The organism is Hymenobacter piscis (genome assembly GCF_018760735.1).
In the GTDB taxonomy this organism is placed as follows: Bacteria; Bacteroidota; Bacteroidia; order Cytophagales; family Hymenobacteraceae; genus Hymenobacter; species Hymenobacter piscis.
Genome location: NZ_JAHHZN010000022.1, coordinates 47,579 through 69,049, shown reverse-complemented (window position 1 = coordinate 69,049; position 21,471 = coordinate 47,579). Strand labels below are relative to the sequence as shown.

The window sequence follows — 21,471 nt, the reverse complement described above, 5'->3', positions numbered from 1 at the left end:
GGCCAGGTGCTCGGCCAAGTAAGTGCCGGTGTAGTTGACCTGGCTGCTGAGCAGAAACTGGCCATACAATTGAGCGGTGACTTTCATGGGCTTGGTACGCTGAGAAAGCCGTTTGCGTAAGTCCTAACTTTAATGGGTTATAAAGTGTTGTCAAAGGACGACAGCCAAGCCTAAGGTCTTCTATAGCGGTTTCACGAACGGTTTACCCTTTGATGCATCTTTGCGTAGGGTAAGCTATGCAACCTTACTCGCTTGATTTACGCATCCGCGTCGGTGCCGCTTGTGCCCAGGTTGGCTCGCGTCAGCAACAGGCCGCTGAGCGCTTCGGCGTGAGCGTCTCCTTCATCAAGAAGTTGAGCCACCAACAGCGCCAAACCGGCTCCTTAGCGGCCAAACCGGCCAGTGGCGGACCAGCCCGATCAATTTTTCCGTCTGAGCAGACTTGGCTCGTGGCCTACGTGGGGCAGCACGCAGATGCCACGCTGGCCGAGTTGAATGCCGCCTGGCAGGCGGCATTTAGCCGCCCGGTGGGTCAAACCAGCATCTGGAACGTGCTGGACGAGCACGGACTGCGGCGCAAAAAAAAGCAACCACGCCAGTGAACGCGACAGCGAGCGGGTGGTAGCAGCGCGGGCTGAACACGTAGAAACCGTGTGCACACGGCCCGATGTGGCGCGCTTCCACTTTCTCGACGAAACAGGTCTGCGCCTCGACTACTGTCGCCAGTATGCGCGGGCTCCTGGCGGGCAACGCGTAGGTCAGCCCGTACCGCTGACGCGGGGCCGCTCCCTGATGTTGATTGGGGCACTGCCAGTGCAGGGCTTAGGGGCGGTGCAATTGCTGGAGGGCGGCCTCAATTACACAAATTTTGCCTGGTACGTAATCGATTGTCTGGGCCCTACGTTGCAGCGGGGCGATGTGCTGGTGCTGGACAATCTCTCGGTGCACAAACTGCCAGGCGTGGTCGACTGGCTGGCCGAGCGGGGCGTGGAGGTGGTCTTTCTGCCATCTCCACGCCCGACTTTAGCCCGATTGAGCAGGCGTGGAGCAAGCTTAAAATAGCGTTACGAGACGCCTAGGCCCGCACCCGGCAGGCACTGGCGCAGGCCCTACACCAAGCCATTAATGGGTGTTGTTAAACAAATAGGCGGAAACCTCCGAGTCCGTGGTCAAGTGGCCCTGTCGCTCGTGATAAGGTTCAAAAGCTGTGTAAGAGCATCGAAAACCCGATAGTCTTACACGTACCTTAACACAATCGAAAGAAGGTAGCGAAACCGAACGTTTACACTATCGTTTTGCTCCTTTGTTGTATAATGCTCTGTCATGCAAAGCATTAACCATAGAAATGAGGCAGAGTCGGAGGTTTTCCTTATTTGTTTAACAACACTCTATCATGCTCACCAACAACTTCTTTCAACTACCGCCCTAAACTGTCCAGCCTAACTGGACCACCTCGATTATAACAGGAAAGAGCAGGGCAACAGCTTGCGTAAAATGCCTTTACAGCGTTCCAGGGGCGTTATCTAATAATTTTCCGTTGGTTCCAAAGGGTTCAAAAAGGGTTCAGGAGTGAAGCACGATTGCTACCGCCACAGTGCAGGTGGGGCGCTATTGTGTGCCCTTACGGAGGGTCTCTACACCCATAGAAGATCTGGAGGGGTACCAGAACTATAGTCCTAAGCTTTGGGCCGCGTTGTAAGAAACCACGTTGTTGAGCTGGGTATAGCGCTCAATCATCGCATCCGTTTTCTGCTTGGTCTGGTTCTTAATGGCCTTGTGGGATTGCCCGTTGAGCACGGCTACGGTTACGAAAGACACGCGCAATGAGTGGGCCGAGTAACCCGGCCCCAGCCTCTTTTGCACGAGCTTGTTGATGGAGATGTCGGAGAGCCGCTTGTCCGAGGCAGCAGCCATCCGTCCCGGCGCCGCCCGCGGAATCTTGACGAACAGCGGTCCCGTGCTCCGGCCCAGCAAATTCAGCCAAGCCCGCAGGCAACGCACGGGGCAGAAATCCATCGTCGGGGCGTAGAAAATGGCTTTGTCCTCCACGGCCCCGTACTGGTTGGTTTTGCTTTTGGCCAGGTGTACCAGCAGCGCCCGCTCTGTGAATTCCAGCTGCTCAATGTTGAGCTCCACCAGTTCCGAGCGCCGAAAGGCTCCCGCAAAGCCGAGCAGCAGCAGGGCCCGGTCCCGCAGGCCAGCCGATGTTTCCAGGTCGATGCGGTGGATAGCCTGCTTTAGCTCCTCCACGGTAAAGGCCTGCGCCTGATCCTGGCGCTTGCCCAGGGTCCGGGCAATGCCCTCCATCACCACGTTGAGCGCATCGAGCGTGGCCGGTAGCCGGTGGCCGGCGAGTTGGTGGGCTTTGCGGATGGCCGCCAGGTGGCGCTTGATGGTGGCCAGCGAATGGGGTCGGGTGAGGGGTTGCTGGCCCTTGCGCTTCTTCTTTTCCCCACGGCCCTCGTCGCCGGGTTCCGGGATTGGCTTCTCCGTCGCTAGGTAGGCCACGTACTCGGTCAGTGTTTCCACGTCGGCCGGCAGCGCCCGCAGCCCGTGCCGCTCGCAGAAGCCGACGTAGCTTTTCAAGTCCGAGGTATACGCGCGCTCCGTGTTGGCCGCGCCCTGCAAGCCGACCTCGAGGAAGCCGGCGACTTTGGCCGAGGCCCGGGCCAGCTGGGTGCTGACCGTGGGGGACGCATTGGATGCCGGAACAATCGAAAGGTCTTCGCGCATGGAGTACGTGCCGGAGGCGTTGGGACTACTGAAGTTGGGAGTTCAAGTTGTGCTTTGGGGCACACCTTATATAGAGGTGTCAAAAACGACCGAAAATGCATCGATTCAGCTCTGTAAATATAAGTTATGATAAGTAAAGCTTATCATAACTTATAATGTACTCAGTCTACGTTGGCCCTGCCAATGGAATGTCCACGTATGGTTGATATGGTTGATGCGATTCTGCTGCTTTGAATATCCTGACTTGGGAAGCTATAAACTCTGTAGGCTGATTGCCTAAAGCAGCTGCTTGAGCTTTGGCATTGTCTAATACAAGAGAATCCTGATTTTGACCGGCATGCAGTAATGTTAGATGAGGCACATACGCTGGCCCTTCAAAATATGCACTACGCTCGGCGAGCGGTGGGTTCAGGATCGATAATAGTGCATGATGGAGCTTGACGAGGTCGGGAGAAACTACTCGCCAGTATAGAACAGTAGAAGCGAATTGGCCTAGACCATCAAGTACAATATGTATAGGACTGATGCGCTTACATAGCGCTGCTACCTCTGGCAACCACCATTCCGAATCAGGCAATGAGTTTGGCGCTTTGACAGTGATGTGGGGTGGCAATATACTTTGTCCCAAAAGTGCTTGTACCGCAACAATTTTCATTGCTAATTCTTTTGGCGGGACTACTGCTATGAAGTATTTCATATGACATGGTGACGGTTGTGTCGTCGCATCAGTTTGACAAGCATCTGTAAGATTGGCAGATTATTGGAGTTTTTCTGGGCCTTGCAACCAAGTGGGTTGTCAGGAAGATCGACAAACTAACTGTTTTAGTCAACGAACTGCTATTGCGTTGAGGCTGGCACCACTTGTGCAGCTGTTGACTTCTACAGCTGGCATGGTGCACGGGGCATCGATAGCACAAGCTGCGAAATGGCCCTATGGCAAGTGTACAGAAGTACTTTGACTCATTTCATGGAAAAATCAGACTTGGTCTTTTTGACGAGGAAGATACGTTGCGGGACAAGCGGCGTATCGTGCGGGAAAAATTGCTAGCCAACCTGCCGGATGTATTCAAGAAGCATAATGAGAAAAACCTGGTGCCCACTTTCCGCGACCAAGGCAGCTACGCTATGCGCACCGGTACCCGACCGCTCGATGGCGACTTTGATATCGACCAGGGAGTTTACTTTGAAACTTCCACTACCGATTACCCTGACCCGGTTGTGTTGAAAGAGCGTGTGTATGAAGCGCTGAACGGGCATACTAAGCGCGTAGAAATCCGGCGCCCGTGCGTAACCGTTTTCTATAAAGACGGCTACCATGTTGACTTGGCCATTTATTCGTGCGCTGCCGCCAACGCAGACAAGAAGGATTACTTGGCAATGGGAAAGGTAGGGTCGGAAGAGAAATACCGGGTGTGGCAGGAGTCAGACCCTACTACTCTTACTACTAAGTTGTTTGAGCGCTTTGACGGGGATGAGACCGGACGGAAGCAGTATCGTCGGGCCATACGCTTCATGAAGCGGTGGAAAGACGTGAACTTTGTAAGCAACGGTCATAGTGCTCCGCGTGGGATTGGGCTGACTATTAACGCGAATAGCTATTTCCAGCCCAGATACAACACTACCACGTTCGTACTTGACGACCTCACAGCGCTGCACGAGTTGTCCAAGGAAATGCTATCTGCATTTACTAGTACGTGGGTTTCAACCGAGTGGAAGTTCGTGCGGTGGCTAAGTGCCAAGCTCTTGGTGACGCCGTTTAATGATGTTTACGAGAAGATGACATCTAAACAGATGGAATCATTCGAAACTAAGCTTACTGAGCTGCGCGACACCTTGAAGAAGGCCATCGACGAGGTTGACACTCGCAAAGCCTGTCAGTTGCTACGCAACGTATTCGGGGATGATTTTGAGGTGCCGGACGAGTCGGAGACGGCCCGCGCTACCCCGGCGCCGGTATCCACACACAGCCAGTCGGCCTAACCTAATGGCTGGTAGCTACGACGGAGAATGGTTAGCTGCAGTAGTAACTGGGTTTGGGCTAACGGAGGTAGCTGTTTTGCCGGCAAGTGTCTCTGGTACCGTTTGGGTACGAGCTTCAGCACTGGTAGAGCAGCAACCCGTGGAGTTACGAGTTGGGCTGTCGGTTGATTTTCCAGCTGAGCTGCCCGTTGTACGGTTGCACCCCTGGGATGCTCTAGGGGTGCAGCCACATATTACAGCTGGTAAAGGAACCGTTTGCTATCAGGACAACGAAGGGCTATTGCTTGATCAGGATCAGCCGGAAGGCCTGGTCAGTTGGGCATTGGAGCACGCCTTAGCTGAACTGGCGAAGGGCGTGCGCGGCGAAAACAGGACTGATTTTACGGAGGAATTCGAAGCTAGCTGGCTCGCGCTGCCCAGCAAGGTAGTGCTGCATAATGTGGCCGATGTGCCGCAGCAGGCGTGCGAGTTGAACGTTATCTGGCGAACAAATTCTGAGGCGTATGTGGCGGCTGATGCCAACCAGGTGCTGTCATTTCTGCAATTTGATCGCCTTGGTAAGTACACGATGCAGCAGGCTATCTTTCTGCCACTGCCGGCTGGTTCCTACATTGAGCCGCCCCGTCCTGACCAGGCGTTCTGGACGGCAGCAGAGTTACGTCAGTGGCTCGCACCTGGTCTTAATTTATTGAGTGCCAAGGAACGGCGGGCGCTGCTTGAGGGGCGCCACCAGCACGGGATAATTGTTGTGTCGCTGCCTCGGCCCAGTCAGGGGGTGGCCTTATTTGCCCTGCGCTATCAAAGCACTACTGACGACCATCCATTGCTACCGGGGATAGACGCCAAGCTGTGGCCACTGCAGCTGCTGCGGCTGGAGCGCTCCTATCTGGTACCCCGTGGTGGTGGGCAGAATACGCTTGTTGGCAAACGCATTCTGCTGATTGGCTGCGGAGCAGTTGGCGGCCGTCTGGCCCACGATTTGGTGCAGAGTGGTGTACTTGACCTAACGTTAGTCGATGATGACTTACACGCGTCAGACAACACCTTTCGGCACGTGCTGGGCTACCCCCGCAAGGGCTTCGTGGCCAAAGTAACCGCGTTGCGCGACGAGTTGCGGATGAAATATCCTTACGTGCAGGTGACATCCGTGAAGAGCACGATTCAATCTGCCTATCGAGCTGGAAAGATTACTTGGAACGACTATGATTTGGTGATTGCTGCGACGGGTAATCCAACGATTGAGCTATGGCTCAACGCGCAGTTGCATCAACCAGGAATACGCGTGGCGGCACTCTTTACGTGGCTTGAAGCCTACGGCATTGGCGGACATGCGCTACTTACACATGTTGGCCAGCCAGGTTGTCTACGTTGCCTATACACTGACCCTGATGCATCTCAATTGCTAAATCGAGCCGCTTTCGCGCAGGCCGGGCAAAAATTCAGCATGTCGCTGGCTGGGTGTAGTGCCCGGCATACTCCATATGGCTCGTTGGATGCTACCCGCACAGCAGAGTTAGCAGCGCGGTTGGCTCTGCGCAGCTTGGTGGGTCGCGAGCACGATGCCCCGTTGCTTTCGTGGAAAGGAGACCCCACCGATTTTCTGGCAGCGGGCTTTCACCTTGCTCCACGCTATCAAGCCAGTGAAGAACAGCTCTTCCGTAACCGTTACCTCTATGTAGCGCCAACTTGCCCCGTATGCGGGAGTAATGTCCCTGCCAATGACTAATGAAACTGCCACAACGGAACCCCTGGTTTTCTGCCAACCTGATGGGCGACGCATCAAGCTGACTGCGTCGGTGGTAGCTCAACTTCTGCGGTATGCACAACACCAATTGACTGACAAAGAGGCTGGAGGAGTGCTTATTGGGCGTTACCTCTGCGACAGCGACGACATTGTAGTAGACCAAGTAACCGAGCCGATGCCAGGCGACAAGCGCGGCCGTTACTTCTTTCACAGGGCTCAGAAAGCTCACCAGCATGCCATTGAGCAGGCTTGGCAGGCCAGCCAAGGTACCCGTACTTATTTAGGTGAGTGGCATACGCACCCGGAGGCAAACCCCACTCCTTCCGGCGTGGATACCGGCGACTGGCGCCGTAAGCTGCAGCAAGACCAGTATTTCGAACGGTTGTTTTTTGTCATCGTCGGCACTCAAGAAGTGCGGGTATGGTGTGGCAGTCGTAAACAGGCCAAGCTGATTTCTCTGCAATCACATCCTGTAGAATCTTAAAAAAGCCTCCCTAAAATAACTTCACCCCTATGTCCTTCACTTCTATTCCTGATAAAGTCAGGTTTCACGTCTGGCTGTTTGCGGGCGGCCGTTGCCAGTACCCTGGCTGCAATGAACCCTTATGGAAAGACACGTTGACTATGCGGACGATGAACAAAGCTTATCTAGCGCATATTGTTGCTGACAGTCCGGACGGGCCGCGAGGGGACGATGTGTTATCAGACCAATTAAAGGCTGACCCTGACAACATTATGTTGCTGTGTGATACGCACCATCGGCTCATTGATAAGGTGGCCGTTGACGAGCACCCGGCCGAACTCCTACGGCAATATAAGCGAGAGCATGAGGAACGGATCGAACGTCAAACCAGCGTACATAACTCGAAGCGGACACTAATTGTGATGCTTAGTACACGCGTTGGGCATCGACGGGCTGACAGCATTTTTAGCGACGAAGAAACGCAGCGGGCTGTGTACCCGGTGCGGTATCCGGCCACGAACAGGGGCTTTCACATCAAGCTAGATAACGTACCTGTAACAGAGAAAGACTCATCCTTCTGGGAATTAGCAAAGCTTACAATTGACCGTGATTTGGCACAGCTAGCGCGTGGTGATGACCCAACAGGTCGTCCAATAAATCACCTCTCTATCTTCGCTATTGCCCCAATTCCCATCTTAATCTATTTCGGCCAGCAACTAAGCAATATCACTGCTGCCGATGTGTATCAGCGGCACCGAAATCCACCTACATGGGAATGGCAGGAATTTGATAACGAAGGTTTTGATTATCGAACTATCGTCCCGGAAGAAGCCGAATCAGAATGTGTGGTAGCCATCAATATATCGTTGAGCGGACCCATCCACGATAGCGAAATTACCGTGGCGTTAGGAAAGCAGACACCTACCTATCTGCTAACGATTGCCGAGCCAAGCGTTTACTATCTGAAATCTCAGGAGCAGTTAGAGCTATTTACTCAGGAATGGCGGGCACTGCTGACAAAAATCCGAGCTACACACGGCGAAAAATGTGAGGTTCACGTTTTCCCGGCCGTGCCCAACTCTGTTGCGGTAGAAATGGGCCGCGCGCTGCTGCCTAAAGTCGACCCGCCCATGCACATTTACAACCGTAACGCCCAAACTGAGGTATTCCGGCATGTTTTAACTATTGAGTAGAAAACAGCTTCTCATGACTGCTATTACTGATGCCCCTCGTCTCTTTACGCTAATTCGGCATGCCGACGAAACCGGTATAAGTGGTACCGGCCGCGTGTTAGATGGTACTATCTTTCACACAGGACAGGTGGTAGCTTGCTGGCGTTCTGATTTACGGCTAGATAAGCCAGGCTTTAGCAGTTTGGTCATTTACGATTCATGGGAGGCTTTTTTGGCCATTCATGTAGCGCCCCATCCTGCCGAGCAGACTGAAATTGTATTTGCCAAAGTGCCGCCATTCGAAGCTCAATGAGCTATTTACAACACCCGGAACCCACCGTCGCAATACCAATCATCTTCTGCTAATGCCGCGTAGCAAGCTGTTTGCCAGGAATTGAGTTGAACGTTGCGGCGGGTAATAGCTTGGTCACGCAAATGTTCCTGCACCCCTGTTCCGCCACTGGTAGCATGTAGTTGTGCGAGAATAAACTGCTGACCGGCTAATTCTTCAGCGGCGTGTGAGGCGTAGAGCGCTGCTAACTTGAAAAGCGTGAAGTGCGTTTCCACACGCTCAGCTAGCACGTTGTCCCAAGTATCGGGACGCTCCACGTAAAACTCCACCGCCGCGGGCGTGGTACGATGCACGCGGGCTTTCAGCCATGTAACTGTTTCGACGTTATCGAAATATGGATGCAGCGTTACCTCGGCTGCTGAGGCTGGCAGCTTGTCTAGCTTCGTCGTGTTACAATCTTTGCAGGCGGGCACCAGATTCAGTGGAGCTACTACCAAAGCCGAATGCGTGGTTTTGGGTAGCTGGTGGTCGAGTGTCGACACTGTGCGCTGGTTGCAGAGCGGACAGCGGCCATAAGCAGGAGCCGCCAGCAGAGCATCATATATCGGCCGGCCGGGCGTGTCAGCCTTTGCCATACGGTTGGTGTAAACCTTTTCCATCTCTTCAGCCAGCACATCACCATTCAACACGCCTTGCTGTGACACCGCATGCATCGTGCCTGCCCGCACCGACGCCTCGAAGTTGGCTGCTTCTTGCTCGACTAAAGCAGCTACAGCCTGAAGCCGGGTGCGCAGGTTGGGATTGCGCACCCGGCTGATGCATGTTTCGAACACCTCCCGAGCCTGCAAGGTGGGTATTGGTAAACTACGCATGGGCCTGACCTAACGGTTGTTTTGGGTGATAGTCAGCGCCCGCACTAAAGCTTTTGCTTCCATTCCTAATTGTCCGGCAAACTGCTCCAGCACTTCCGCATAGCTTCCTCGTTCGCGCACGGCTTCGCGCAACAATTGGTGAAACCCCGCCTCGGTTACTTCCAATCCGAATGCTTCACGCGTGAGTATTCCTACGTTCTCGCCGAAGGTTTCCATCTCGGGCCTTTCTGCCAGCAGCGTGGCACCGTGCCGGCGCAGCTTCCATACGCAGCATTTCGGTACCTCCTGCAGCACCACGGGTGAATGGGTCGCAATAAGGGCGACGCCATTGCGGTTCACCAGTAAGTCGGACAGAGCCCGCACAAACGCGGCCAGCAAGGGCGGGTGCAGGTGCGCCTCCGGCTCGTCGAGTAGCACTAGTGTACGCTCTTCCACAGTTTCTACCAGTCGTACAATAGTCAGCAATACGATTTTATGACCGGAGCTAAGCCGGCCAAACCATTTCGCGGCTTCGGTGCTGACTCGCCGCTCTGCCGCTTCGGTAGCACTTACCAGCTCGGCATCGGAGCCAGTTTGGGCCAGTAGTTCACGGATGCCATTGTCCCGAAACACGGGGTCAGTTTCGAGTGCTGCAACTGCGCGCCGCAGCCGGTCAAGCCGGGCCTTCCGTCGGCAGGTCCGCAGGCTGCTAGCAAATTCCTCCTGTAAATCTTGATGGCTTTTCAGGCCTGTTGCATTGCCATCGATACTGGGCTGCTGCTTCAGACCAACATAAGCATACTTCAGCCCCGTCGTGCTAGCTAACCCTTCTGGCAACGGGTCGAATGGATCAAACGCACTGAAAGTTACTGATACAACGTTGGCAAATAGCTTCTCACGGGATACTGCTTTATTTTGAGCTAGGAAGGTGCCTCCCTCCCTAGAGGTGCCCGCCTCGGCTACTAAAGCCTGTGTCATTCCCTGTAGCAGGTGCGTTTTGCCCACGCCGTTACGGCCGATGACCACGTGTACATTAGTCGGCGGGTTGGATTCTGGTAGTACGTCGAATGTCAGGCTCACTGGGGGCTGGTTGCTGCGGCGGCGCCCAGGATTAGGGAGCTGGTAAGCAAATTGGTAGCGTGAAAGCCGTTCGCCCCCGCGTGCCAGCCGGCGGAACTGCCCCTGTACAGTCAGTGGGGTAATATCGCGCAGCAGCGAACGTTGCGTAACCTGCTCCCCGATGGCACGCTCATAGCTTTCTTGGCTGTAGGCGATATCATGCAGTGCCCCTAAAATCAACTCGTTCAGTTCGCCGCCTAATCGTTGCAAGTTGCTGTAGAAAGAGTCGCTCTGCCCTAGCGAAAAGAACCGCTCCGGCAGGTATTCGAACTTCATAGGCAAGTCTGTACGCGTTTGGTCCGGCTGCTGCCCTATTTCACCAATCTTTACTTGGCCGATATCGTGTGCTTCACCTTTGGCATCAAATACCGTCAGGAAATGCATTGTAACAAAATTATAGTCATTCCAATCGTTGGTTGATAGATGGGCTGTAAGCGGTTGGGAAGCAGGCGCATTTTTACGCCAGGGATAAACGATAAACTGCATAACGCACAGTGTTCAATCAGGTACTGGATAAATTCTGGCAACGGCCACTAATGTATTGGTAGCAATACTAGCTTTTTACCAAGCGTAAGCTCATGCCCGAGTTGGACCCTGCTGGTACGCCAGGCCCCCGATGCTGACCGCTGGGACTGTGCCGTAATAAAAGCAGCGCCCGTTTGGGGTCGTGTTGTTGGCCCTCAATCAGCACCGAAGATGGTCGGGTGCTTGTTACCTCCCTAGCCCGGTATACCTCTACTTGGCATCCTTCCTGGATGGCCCGGTGACACACTCCGCGCATGTAAAACGCATTAAATTCACCTTCAGCAAAGGTGCGAGCGGCGGTGGTAGGTACCCGGCGGGTGCCAGCACCGTAGGGTTCCCGTTCCGCGAAGCACTGATACTGTTGTAATGCGGCGGTTAAACTATCTTCGTTACCCGTCCGCACGGCCTCGCGCAGCAGGTCGGGATACCGCTCTTGGCCCTGCGTTGTGAATCGCCTACTTAGGTGCAGTTGACTGGTTTTGATGGATTGCTCCACTTCCATGAGCATGTAGTGGCGGGTCGTATCGTCTAAATTGTCAAAGCGGAACATTGTAGTCTACCTTATTACAGCCGCGGGGCTGCCAGCGTCTATGAGCAAACGATTGATTGTACTGTGCGACGGTACTTGGAACAAAGCCGAGAACTTAGACCGACGTAAACGAAAGCCCACCAATGTTATGAAGATGGTGCGCGCTATTCAGCCCGTGGCGTCGGACGGTACCGTGCAAGTTACTTATTACGATGAAGGTGTGGGCAACAATCCTGGCCTAGATCGTTGGCTTGGGGGCGGTATCGGAGCTGGGCTTGACCGCAATATCCGGGAGGCTTACCGCTTTCTGCTATACAATTACGCGGCCGACGATACTATTTTCTTCTTCGGTTTCAGCCGGGGTGCCTACTCCGTGCGGAGCTTGGCTGGTCTCATCCAGCATTTAGGGCTACTGCCTAAGGCCCACGATTTTTTTGTGCCCGAGGCATATGCCCTATACCGCCAACGCCCGCCGGCCGATGCTGACCAAACTGTTTGGCAGCAGCAGGTAGATGCTTTCCGGGCCGCCCATGAGGCCCGCACGGTCAATATTGATTTTATCGGAGTGTGGGATACGGTCGGGGCGTTGGGCTTGCCTCTAAATTGGTTCACGCTCTTCAACCGTCGGCGCTACGAGTTTCACGATGCCCGCCTAAGTCCCATTATCCGCCACGCATACCATGCACTGGCCATTGACGAGCAGCGGCGCACATTTAAGCCGACCCTTTGGGAAAATCCGGCGCCCGACCAAATACTAGAGCAGCGGTGGTTCGCCGGCGTGCATACCAACGTAGGCGGGGGCTACGAGCACGACGGCCTGGCCAATTGCACGCTACACTGGATAAAGGAGAAAGCCGTTGCGCTGGGCCTAGGCGTAGACGAACAATTTCTCAAATTCTACCGCCCTTGGTTCGGGGATGAGCTGCGCGACTCCATGACGTGGTTTTATCGCCTACTGGGCCGGCGGTTGCGGCCAGTGGGAGTTGGGCAGCACACACATGAAGTAGTAGACGAGAGTGTGCGGCGACGGCAGCAGCACGCGGCCGCCACCTACCATCCTGCCAACGTGCCGACCACAGCCTAGAATTGAGAACATTCTATTGCCACTGTCCTCGGGTTTTCTGCCTAGTTTAAGGGTTTATTCCTGTTTCCTTGTGCACTGTATGGATTTTGTGCTACCTGACTGGCGTGAAGAAAATTCCTTCGCAACAGCTCGCAAGAATACGATTACTAGGCTACTGCGCCGGGGCAACAAGCTGTCTTCCGTCACGGCAACGCTGCACCTGACGGGGCTGCGTGTGCAAGCAACCGACATGAGTCTTTATCTGACGGCAGACCCGAATGACTTACCGGCGGAAGAAACCTACATCATTCAAACCCGGCAGAAACCAACCCTAGCGGCTTGGAACAACGGAAAAATCAAGCTCAAACAGTGGCTGAAAGGCGACCGGGCCGCAGCTGCTGACCCCGCCACCATCACGCATACTTGGCGGGGGAACTTTGCATTTGTAGAAGAAGACCGGGATGCGGGCGTGAACGGGCTACGCCAGCCCCAACTCGGGGCTATCTATTCAGTGCTCGGTCATTTAAAGTTACCGGTTGATACGGGCATCGTGGTATTGCCCACCGGCACCGGCAAGACGGAAACCATGCTGGCGGTGCTGATTGCCAATCAATGCCAGAAGCTTCTTGTCATTGTGCCCTCCGACGCACTCCGCACTCAAATTGCCGAGAAGTTCATTATGCTGGGGCTGCTCAAGGAGTTTGGTATTGTGGGAAGTGCCGCCAGCTACCCTGCCGTGGGCATCATGCGCCAGTCATTCGCTGATCCAGCTGAATTCGAGCAGTTCGTGAGGCAAAGCAACGTGGTGGTGGCCACCATGGCCATTCTGCAGACGCTCAGTCCGGCCCAGTTGAAGCACTTGGCTACTGAATGCTCCCACGTGTTCATTGATGAGGCGCACCACGTTAAGGCAACCTCCTGGCAGTACGTCAAAGACCATTTCGACGGCCGCAAAGTCCTACAGTTCACCGCTACACCGTTTCGCAACGACGGCCAGCGGCTTGAAGGCAACATCCTGTTCAATTTTCCCCTGAGTGAGGCCCAGCGGCAAGGCTACTACAAAACCATCGAATTTAAGCCGGTGAGCGTGTTCAAGCCAGAACTCGCAGACCAGGCTATTGCCGACGTAGCCCTGGCGCGGCTACGAGAAGATTTGGCGGCGGGTCACAACCATATTCTGATGGCTCGTTGCTCCACCAAGGAGCGGGCCCGCCAAGTGTATAAATTATACGCCCCGCACGCTGACCTGAATCCAGTATTGCTGTATTCGGGCATGGCTGGGGCCAAGGAAACGTTGAGCCGGATTGTAGGGCGGCAGGCTCGCATCATCGTGTGCGTAAACATGCTGGGGGAGGGCTTCGACCTGCCGGAGCTGAAAATTGCCGCCTTCCACGACATTCGCAAGAGCCTGCCCATCACGCTGCAACTGGCCGGCCGCTTCACGCGCACCAAGTTTGATGAGCAGCTGGGCAACGCCTGCTTTATCGCCAACATTGCCGACCCCGACGTAGGCGAAGAGTTAGATGACTTGTACGCCAGCGATGCCAATTGGAATCAGTTGCTGGCCAACATGGGCCAGGCCCGCATCAGCGAAGCAGTGGACTTCAATAAGCTGTTAGCCGGCTTTTCGAAGCTCGACGAGGCCAAGCTGCCCATTGCCAACATCAAGATCAAGCTTAGCACGGTGGTGTACCGCAACCCTACCGATACGTGGCACCCAGCCAATTTCGCGGCCGGGCTGCCCGACTACGATAAGGCATTCTACAAATTCGATGACCTGAACCGCGATGATAAACTGCTGCTCATCCTAACGGCTCACCAGCAGGGAGTGGACTGGCTGGATTCCAAAGAGGTGTACCAGCTTACCTGGCGCATCATCGTCGTGTTTTGGGATACACGGCTCAACCTGCTTTTCATCAACAGTTCCGATAACTCGTCGCTGTACGAGCCCCTGGCCCAAGCCATTATTGGAAAAGGTGCTCAGTTGATTCGGGGCGTCGACGTATTCAAAACCTTCGACGGTCTGCACCGCATCAACCTGCAGAACGTGGGCCTGCGCAACCATCTGGGCAAGAATATTCGGTTTCGGATGCTGGTAGGGCGCGACCTGGAGGAGGCCGTCAGCCTGCTGGAGCAGCAAAAGGGCGAAAAAACCTTCGTGATGGGTACCGGTTACGAAAACGGCAAGCAGCGCAACCAGGGTGCTTCCTACAAGGGACGCATCTGGCTCATGCGCGAGAACAATCTGAGCGTGTTTACGAAGTGGTGCAGCAAAATTGGGAAACAGCTACTGGACAACAGCATCGACCCGAACCAGTTTCTGAAGGCCACACTGGTACCGGTCTACGTGCGCGAATTTCCGCCGAGCGACCCCGTCTGGATTGATTGGCACGAAGATTTGTACGCCGAAAGTGAAGTGTACTACAAATTTCGGCTGGGCACGGAACTGGTCGATTTATCCTGCGCCACGTTGGAACTGACGGGAGCGTTCAGCTCTACCACCGTTGATTTTGTGCTGGCCAGCGACACCCAGCAAACCACGTTTCGGATTACTCTACAAGAAGCCGGGGAGCCAGGAGCCATGTACCCTCACTATGCCGTTACGCAGCTAACCGGTCCCGTAACGCACGCCGTCTACGGCCGGCGCGAGGTGGAAGCCGCTCAATTCTTACAGCAATTTCCGCCCACAGTCTGGTTTGCCGACGGCTCATCGGTGCAGGGCAACGACCACCTAGCGCTGAAGCAGTCCATTGGCTTGTTTCCAGCCGCCGCCATTGAAGCCTGGGACTGGACGGGAGTGGATATCAGCGCGGAGTCGCAGGGCGTCTTGCCCATCACGGACTCTGTGCAGTACCGGGTAATTCAAGAGTTGCAGCAGGAGGATTACGACATCATTTACGACGATGACAGCTCGGGTGAGGCGGCCGACGTGGTGACCATCAAGCTGCACGCCGACAAAATAGCGGTGGAGCTGTTTCACCTTAAGTACGCGCAGAAAGGCAAGGTCGGCAAGGCCGTGAAAAACCTGTACGAAGTGTGCGGACAAACCCAACGCTCGGTGCACTGGAAACACCGCCGCCCCGAGGCACTCTTCCAACACCTGTTGCGGCGCGACCCCAAAACGAAAAAAGGAGTTTCTCGCAGCCGCTTGGAGAAAGGGACCTTGCAAGACCTCGAAAACCTGAAGCGCCTCGCCAAAAGGCAACTGCCCGTCGAGTTTGCATTTATCATCGTGCAGCCTTCCATCAGCCAAGCTAACGTGGGCGACGAAATTCTTAAATTACTGGGCGTCACTCAAAATTTCGTGCATGACCTGGCCGGGGTACCGCTGCGGGTTATCGGCAGTGCTTAGCAGTAGCTCATCTCCTTCCCACCGACCCCACCGATTATGTTCCTACGCAAGCTCACACTGCAAAACTTCAAATGCCTCGCCAAGCTGGAGTTGGACTTTGAGGTAACTGCCACCCGTAACCGGCAGTGGACGCTGCTGCTGGGCGAGAACGGCACTGGCAAAAGCAACCTGCTCAAAGCCATTGCACTGATAACCTGCGGCAGCAATGCCCTGGGCGAAATTGTGGGTAACCTCGACAGCTGGATTGCGCTGGGCAAGCCGTCCTGCACCATTCGAGCGTGCCTGACAACCAAGAAAGGCGAGGAGCGGGAACTGGCTCTGAAAATCAGGCGGGGCGATACCCTCTCGCGGCTGATTTCCAACAATCAAAAGGTACTACAACTGATAGATGACGCCATCGACAATGCCGATCGTAACTATTTTGTGGTTGGCTACGGCGCCAGCCGTCGGCTGGTCAGCGATGCGGCCAGTACCATGAGCTATTCCGAAGCGAGCCGGTACGGCAGCCGGGCCGGCAATATTCGCAATTTGTTTGATGCCGGGGCCACGCTGCACCCATTGGCCGCTTGGATCATGGACCTTGACTACCGTAATGGTAAAAGTGGCCTAGCGGTGATACGGGAGGCGCTCAACAGTTTCCTGCCGGGCATTTCATTTCACTCGATTGACAAGCGCCAAAAGCAGGTACTATTTGAAACGAGCGACGGGCTGATACCGCTGGAACAACTCAGCGATGGCTACCAGAACATGGCTGCTTGGATTGGCGACCTGCTGTACCGCGTGACAGAAACCTTCCGCGACCACCGCCGGCCCCTGCACGCCCGAGGCTTGCTGCTGCTCGATGAAATAGACCTGCACCTGCATCCCAAATGGCAGCGGCTACTTTACGACTTTATCAGTCAGAAGCTGCCCAACTTCCAGATAGTAGCTACTACACATTCGGCTCTAACGGCGCAACAGGCTGGTGAAGATGAGTTGTTTGCTCTACGGCGTAATGCCCGACAGGCAGTGGAACTAGTGCCCTTCATTGGATCGCCGCAACAGTTGCTGGTCAATCAGCTACTGATGTCGCCAGTATTTGGTTTGGCCACTGATGAGAGCCGAGAAGTGGAAACGGCCAAACAAAAGTATACGCAGCTTAAAGCCCGCGAAAAAACGCTGACCACAGCCGAGCAGCGCGAATTGGCCAACGTCAGCAACCGCTTAGCCGACACCCGCCCCCAACGCAACACGCCGCTCGTGAGTGACCTGGAGATGGACCTGTTACAGCGTATTGAAGCCAGCCTTAATGCCCGGTAAGCATGATTTCTCTCCAACGCGACCGAAGCAGCAAAGCAATTGCAACTAAGTACCGCGGACCCAAAAAGCTGGCGCAGGACTTACTTCTGTTACAAGCCCAACGAGATGTGTTGAATGGTAAGCTGAAGCAGCATGCCTTTCTATCTACGTACTGGAAAGCATCTAAAAGTCAGCTAAAAAAGGAATGCTTCGGCAAGTGTGCGTACTGTGAGGCCACTACAGATATCGTAGCGCACGGCGACGTAGAGCACTACCGCCCCAAAAGCATCTATTGGTGGCTGGCCTACACTTATGATAACTATTTGTACGCTTGCCAGATTTGCAATCAACTGTACAAAGGCGACAACTTCCCGCTTCTAACAGGAAGCAGCCGGCTGCCGGCGCCGCTGGTAACCGCCTTGCTCTCCGATACAGAACTGCAGCAGTTAGTAGGGTTACTTTCGCCCGATCCCCTGACTGGCACCGGAGGCTACAGCATCGCACGTTACGCGCAGGCTCATCAGCAGGAACAGGCCCTACTTCTCAATCCCTATACCGATAATCCTGCCCAGTATTTCGCTTACGTAGCCGATGATGTACTACAGGAGGTAATTCTGGTACCGGCTGAACCGCGCTACCAACCACACGTGCAAGCGGCTGAAAACTACTATGGTCTTAATCGGGTCGAGCTAAAAACTAACCGCTACAAGATCTATAAGCTGTTTCAATTGTTGCATCGGGCTTTAGCGGACACGGCTGATAATCAACTGAAGTTGGACATTCAGCAGCAATTGTCAGCGATGCAGGCAGACAACTATCTCTTCGCCGGCATGAACCGTTACTTCGCTGCGCAAACCAGTCAACCGTAGTTGTGTGCCTCACTAACGCATATGAGAAAGACAACTACAAGAGTTGAGGCTGGCGAGCAGGTACACCATGCTAGTGATATACAGACGTTTGACAGTATTCTACTTTGGTTCTAGATTACAACCCATCATAGGCTCGTAGTTGCTGCGCGATACGCTGTAAAACGTGTAGTACTTGGTCAAATGCAGGAAGTGGGCTATGCAGCAGGCTTGGCAACTCCTGCTCGTAGGGCTGCTGAAGCTGACGTAGATTCGTAGCTTCCTCAGTATAGGCCCAGCACGCCGTCAGTGGCTTGGTTTTCCAATCCAGGGTCGGGCCAATGACGCCTGCACGCGCATCGTCGCGCTGCACGGCCGCGAGCTGCTGGGCCAGGCCGGGGCCGGCCAGTAAGGCGGCCACCTCGGGCTGGTTAGCCAGCTGGTGCAGGTCGTAGAGGTGGCGCACTTTGCGGCCCGTTGCCGCGAGCGGGTCTTCTTCGTATGATGCGCGCACCAGGGCCATGATTTTCTCGGCAAACGTGCGCGAGAGGCTCAGTACGTTGAAATCGAAAGCTTCCAGGCCGTATTCCTGCACGGCGTCCGGCTGCCCATGGTCGAGTAGGTACTGGCCCAGGTAGGAAATCAAGGGACGCTTACTGTGTGGCTCGGGTTCTCCAAAGGCCGTTATTTCCAGCAGAATGTGCTCGGTAGCCGTCGGCACCGGGTCGGTGAACAGGTGGGGGTACTGGTGGTACACGAGCCGGTTGTGGCCGCGCTTGCTGGTGGAGCCCGGCACGTCTACTTCGGGCAAGTCGCCAGCGGCGATTTTATGGATGTCGCGAATGAGCCGTTTCAGCTCACCGTCGCTTTGCTGCTCCTGCAGGATAACGGCCAGGTCAACATCCTCCGAAAACCGCTCAATAAGCCCGTAGCCCTTGGAGAGCGAGGTGCCTCCCTTGAACACGACGTGGTCGGCCACGGCCGAGTCGGCCAGATTGCGCAGCACCCAGGTTACCCAGTAGTCTTTCTCAATGAAGCTTTGCCGCATTTCCCGGGCCGTCGCGGTGATGGTAATCAGGTTGCGAAAGTCCTGCTCGTGGGTGTGCAGGGTCATCGGATTTGCCATTGCGCGCGGTTGGGTAAAGCTTGCTCGGACAAACCAAGCTTATAAGTGGATAAGGGATTCAGGCTGGCTTTCAGCTTGGTGGCTAGCTTGACTTCACCCAACTCTTCCAGCAGGGCCCCCAGCAGGGCGCGCGTTGCCGGGTTGTACTCCTGCGCCAGGCGAACCAGAGTGGCCTGCTCAGCCGGTGGTAGCTGCTTTACCTGCTCGCGCAGGCGCAGCAGAGCCGCGGCTGGCGAAGTGTCGGGCAGGCGCTTAATCTGCCGCAGGGCATCCAGCAGCTGGCAGAGCTTTACCTGCTCCGGCTTGACATCGGCCCGGCTGCGCACGAAGCGCACGCGCACGTTGCCGACTTTCTTGGGCCGTCCCGGCCGGGACGTGGCAATCTGAATTTCCTGGGGTACCTGCGTGGTCAGGCCCAGGCGGTTGAAGGCTGCCACGCCGGTGGGGTAGCCCCGCAGCTTTTGGTTTGGCGTTTGCAGCAGCACCTGCATTACCTGCTGCTCGGAAACCGGAACCGGGCCGAACCGACTCTGCAGGGGGAGGCGGTAGGTGCCTTTGGTGACCTGCTGCACCACACCTGCCTGGCGGAGCCGGCTCAGGTTCACGGCCACTGTACCCGGTGCGATGCCTAAGCTGGCGAACTCCTGGTAGCGCACGAGGGCGCCCGGCTCCAACTTTTGCAAGCGGTTGAGGATTTTCTGGCGGGCGGTCGTGGATTTGGGCGCTTTTTCCATCTGCTTGGGGCCGGTAAAGATACATCAATTGTAAAGTTTTTTGACTGCAAAACATTACAAAATGTGCTTTGTGTTCCACCTAAGTTACGGACTCAAGCAGCAGCTTGCACGTAAAACCCAAACACCCTCTCGCTACCGTCTAGAGGCAACAGGAGGGTGCTTATGGATAACTGAAAAGCGGGGAACTGCTAGTGGTTGTGCGGGTCGTAACGGTCTTGAGGGCTGCGAGAGGCCCGGTGCATGACGGAGCTGGAAAGGCGGAAGAACTTGAAGCCGAAATAGAGCAACAGGCTCCAGGTGGCCACCTGAGCTCCCCAACTTGGTGCCCAGGATGAGTAGAGGAAAATAACCAAGGCGATAAGCAGCAGAATACGCATAGCAGTATGGATGAGAGTGAGTATCGAGCCGGTCGTTTGCCCTGCTTCCTCTATTAGGTAAACGACATGATACTGATTTGGTGCACACAACGATGCCAATAAGCAAGGCGCACAGGCGAGTTAAGGCTACCGGAAGCCGCGGGCCCGGAGCAGGTCGCTGTTGGAAAGCCTGAGCTTGATATTGCGCCCGCCCCCTTTTTCGTACACCTCGACGACCAGGTTTTTCTGGTCGGGAATGGTGAACTTCTTGAACACGAATACCTGCTGGAGCTTGCCGGCGGCTTCAATCTTTTTCAGGTTGCCGTTGTAGACATAGGTGGGCGTGAGCTCAATGGCCTGTTCGGCCGTGCGCTTGGCTACCTTCTTGTCCTGGATATAGAATTTGACGAAATCCACATCATACGTCACATTGGAGCGGTTGCGCAGATGCAGCGGGAAAAACAGAGTTTCCTGCTGGTAGCCCACGCTGCCCGCGCGCACGCTGAGCTGGTTTTTCGTGTCGCTGGCCGCCGCGCCGCCGCGTGCCAGCGCCTGCTTAGAATAGGCATCCAGGTTGCCCTGCGGAATGGGCGTGCTGGACAGGATGGCATCGCTGCCACTGCCGGCCTGGGCAGTGGAACTGGTCATCGTGCTCAGGTCCAGGCTCAGCACCTTCGGGTCGTGCTGGTAGTTGACAACGAACATGTACAGCTTGCCACCGGAGGTCAGCACGGTCATGTTGGTTTCGGTCACGTGGTTGCTGGCCGCCTTCACGCGCACGATGTTGTCAGCACTCGTGGCCTTGGCGGCCAGAATGTCGGAGTTGCCCAGGTCGACGTAAGTGACCGGGTAGGGAAACACAAGGTGGGTAGTTTTCTGGTCCGAGACGTAGAGCGGGAGCACGGGCAGCTTAGCCGGGCCCGCGCTGGGCGCGCCCAGGTCCAGGCCCAGCTGGCGCGGGTTGCGCTGGTAGCCCACTACGAAGGAGTAGAGCTTGCCGCTGGCCGTGAGCACGGTCATGTTGGTTTCGCTGAAGCCGCTGCCGGCCGCCTTGACCCGCACGATGTTTTCGGAGCCCGTAGCCTTGGCTGCAATCAGCCCGGCACTGCCCAAATCGACGTAGGTGACCGGGGAGGGAAATACCAAGTGGGTGGTCTTTTGCTCCGACACAAACAGCGGATACGTCGCGAGCTTCGCCGGAGCCGCTGGGGCCACGGGTCGGGTGCTGGCCAGCGTCGTGGATTGAGCGAGGGCGGGTGCCACAGCTAGGCTGAGGGGCAGGGTGCAGAGGGCAAGGGCAATTCTCATA

At 55.4% G+C, this 21,471-nt stretch carries 19 protein-coding genes; 11 read left to right on the top strand and 8 right to left on the bottom strand.

Features of this window, described 5'->3' with window-relative positions; all coding sequences use genetic code 11:
* Positions 1-236 precede the first annotated feature (236 nt).
* Entirely contained in the window at positions 237-602 is a 366-nt protein-coding gene (locus KLP40_RS17980; RefSeq protein WP_215595214.1) for a helix-turn-helix domain-containing protein, read from the top strand.
* On the top strand, positions 496-1,062 hold the full coding sequence (locus tag KLP40_RS21675; protein WP_394370040.1) for a transposase: 567 nt from the start codon (positions 496-498) through the stop codon (positions 1,060-1,062). Before KLP40_RS17980 ends, KLP40_RS21675 begins: the two co-directional genes overlap by 107 nt.
* Positions 1,063-1,668: 606 nt before the next feature.
* Here KLP40_RS21675 and KLP40_RS17970 read toward each other — a convergent pair.
* On the bottom strand, positions 1,669-2,733 hold the full coding sequence (locus tag KLP40_RS17970; protein ID WP_215595212.1) for a tyrosine-type recombinase/integrase: 1,065 nt from the start codon (positions 2,731-2,733) through the stop codon (positions 1,669-1,671).
* A 166-nt stretch (positions 2,734-2,899) separates the two neighbouring features.
* Positions 2,900-3,430 (bottom strand): 2'-5' RNA ligase family protein, encoded by a 531-nt coding sequence (locus KLP40_RS17965; RefSeq protein WP_215595211.1) that lies wholly within the window; start codon positions 3,428-3,430, stop codon positions 2,900-2,902.
* 236 nt (positions 3,431-3,666) lie between these two features.
* Here KLP40_RS17965 and KLP40_RS17960 point away from each other — a divergent pair, with 236 nt between their 5' ends.
* The 5 genes from KLP40_RS17960 to KLP40_RS17940 are packed head-to-tail and all read left to right on the top strand — an operon-like array spanning position 3,667 to position 8,405.
* Positions 3,667-4,713, top strand: coding sequence for a cyclic GMP-AMP synthase DncV-like nucleotidyltransferase (locus tag KLP40_RS17960; protein ID WP_215595210.1), 1,047 nt, complete (start codon positions 3,667-3,669; stop codon positions 4,711-4,713).
* Positions 4,634-6,439, top strand: coding sequence for a ThiF family adenylyltransferase (locus KLP40_RS17955; protein WP_317196794.1), 1,806 nt, complete (start codon positions 4,634-4,636; stop codon positions 6,437-6,439). Before KLP40_RS17960 ends, KLP40_RS17955 begins: the two co-directional genes overlap by 80 nt.
* Complete coding sequence (locus KLP40_RS17950) at positions 6,420-6,941, top strand: Mov34/MPN/PAD-1 family protein (RefSeq protein WP_215595208.1); 522 nt, start codon at positions 6,420-6,422, stop codon at positions 6,939-6,941. Before KLP40_RS17955 ends, KLP40_RS17950 begins: the two co-directional genes overlap by 20 nt.
* A 29-nt stretch (positions 6,942-6,970) precedes the next feature.
* Positions 6,971-8,113 carry an SAVED domain-containing protein gene (locus tag KLP40_RS17945; RefSeq protein WP_215595207.1) on the top strand — a complete coding sequence of 381 codons (1,143 nt, stop codon included), beginning with the start codon at positions 6,971-6,973 and terminating at the stop codon, positions 8,111-8,113.
* A gap of 13 nt (positions 8,114-8,126) precedes the next feature.
* Positions 8,127-8,405: a hypothetical protein gene (locus tag KLP40_RS17940; RefSeq protein WP_215595206.1), complete on the top strand. Its 279-nt coding sequence runs from the start codon at positions 8,127-8,129 to the stop codon at positions 8,403-8,405.
* 5 nt (positions 8,406-8,410) lie between these two features.
* Here KLP40_RS17940 and KLP40_RS17935 read toward each other — a convergent pair whose 3' ends face one another.
* The gene (locus KLP40_RS17935) at positions 8,411-9,232 is read right to left on the bottom strand and encodes a hypothetical protein (protein WP_215595205.1); all 822 of its coding nucleotides are present in this window, start codon (positions 9,230-9,232) and stop codon (positions 8,411-8,413) included.
* Between the two features lie 33 nt (positions 9,233-9,265).
* Positions 9,266-10,840 carry an AAA family ATPase gene (locus tag KLP40_RS17930; RefSeq protein WP_215595204.1) on the bottom strand — a complete coding sequence of 525 codons (1,575 nt, stop codon included), beginning with the start codon at positions 10,838-10,840 and terminating at the stop codon, positions 9,266-9,268.
* 629 nt (positions 10,841-11,469) lie between these two features.
* Between KLP40_RS17930 and KLP40_RS17925 the strand changes: the two genes are divergently transcribed.
* The 4 genes from KLP40_RS17925 (at position 11,470) to KLP40_RS17910 (ending at position 17,970) form a co-directional block, all read left to right on the top strand.
* Positions 11,470-12,492, top strand: coding sequence for a DUF2235 domain-containing protein (locus tag KLP40_RS17925; RefSeq protein ID WP_215595203.1), 1,023 nt, complete (start codon positions 11,470-11,472; stop codon positions 12,490-12,492).
* A 229-nt stretch (positions 12,493-12,721) separates the two neighbouring features.
* A complete protein-coding gene (locus KLP40_RS17920; protein ID WP_215595202.1) occupies positions 12,722-15,823 on the top strand; it encodes a DEAD/DEAH box helicase in 3,102 nt (1,033 codons plus the stop codon).
* Positions 15,824-15,859: 36 nt separating this feature from the next.
* Positions 15,860-17,122, top strand: a complete 1,263-nt coding sequence (locus KLP40_RS17915) for an AAA family ATPase (protein WP_215595201.1) — start codon at positions 15,860-15,862, stop codon at positions 17,120-17,122.
* 2 nt (positions 17,123-17,124) lie between these two features.
* The gene (locus tag KLP40_RS17910) at positions 17,125-17,970 is read left to right on the top strand and encodes an HNH endonuclease (protein WP_215595200.1); all 846 of its coding nucleotides are present in this window, start codon (positions 17,125-17,127) and stop codon (positions 17,968-17,970) included.
* A gap of 115 nt (positions 17,971-18,085) precedes the next feature.
* On the opposite strand, the gene KLP40_RS17905 is transcribed toward KLP40_RS17910, so the two are convergent.
* The 4 genes from KLP40_RS17905 to traN form a co-directional block, all read right to left on the bottom strand.
* Positions 18,086-19,072, bottom strand: a complete 987-nt coding sequence (locus KLP40_RS17905; protein ID WP_215595199.1) for a nucleotidyl transferase AbiEii/AbiGii toxin family protein — start codon at positions 19,070-19,072, stop codon at positions 18,086-18,088.
* The gene (locus KLP40_RS17900) at positions 19,057-19,806 is read right to left on the bottom strand and encodes a type IV toxin-antitoxin system AbiEi family antitoxin domain-containing protein (protein ID WP_215595198.1); all 750 of its coding nucleotides are present in this window, start codon (positions 19,804-19,806) and stop codon (positions 19,057-19,059) included. The genes KLP40_RS17905 and KLP40_RS17900 overlap by 16 nt, the downstream gene beginning before the upstream one ends.
* 188 nt (positions 19,807-19,994) lie before the next feature.
* Positions 19,995-20,183, bottom strand: coding sequence for a hypothetical protein (locus KLP40_RS17895; RefSeq protein WP_183405375.1), 189 nt, complete (start codon positions 20,181-20,183; stop codon positions 19,995-19,997).
* 126 nt (positions 20,184-20,309) lie between these two features.
* Complete coding sequence (traN, locus tag KLP40_RS17890) at positions 20,310-21,470, bottom strand: conjugative transposon protein TraN (RefSeq protein WP_215595197.1); 1,161 nt, start codon at positions 21,468-21,470, stop codon at positions 20,310-20,312.
* Position 21,471 lies beyond the last annotated feature (1 nt).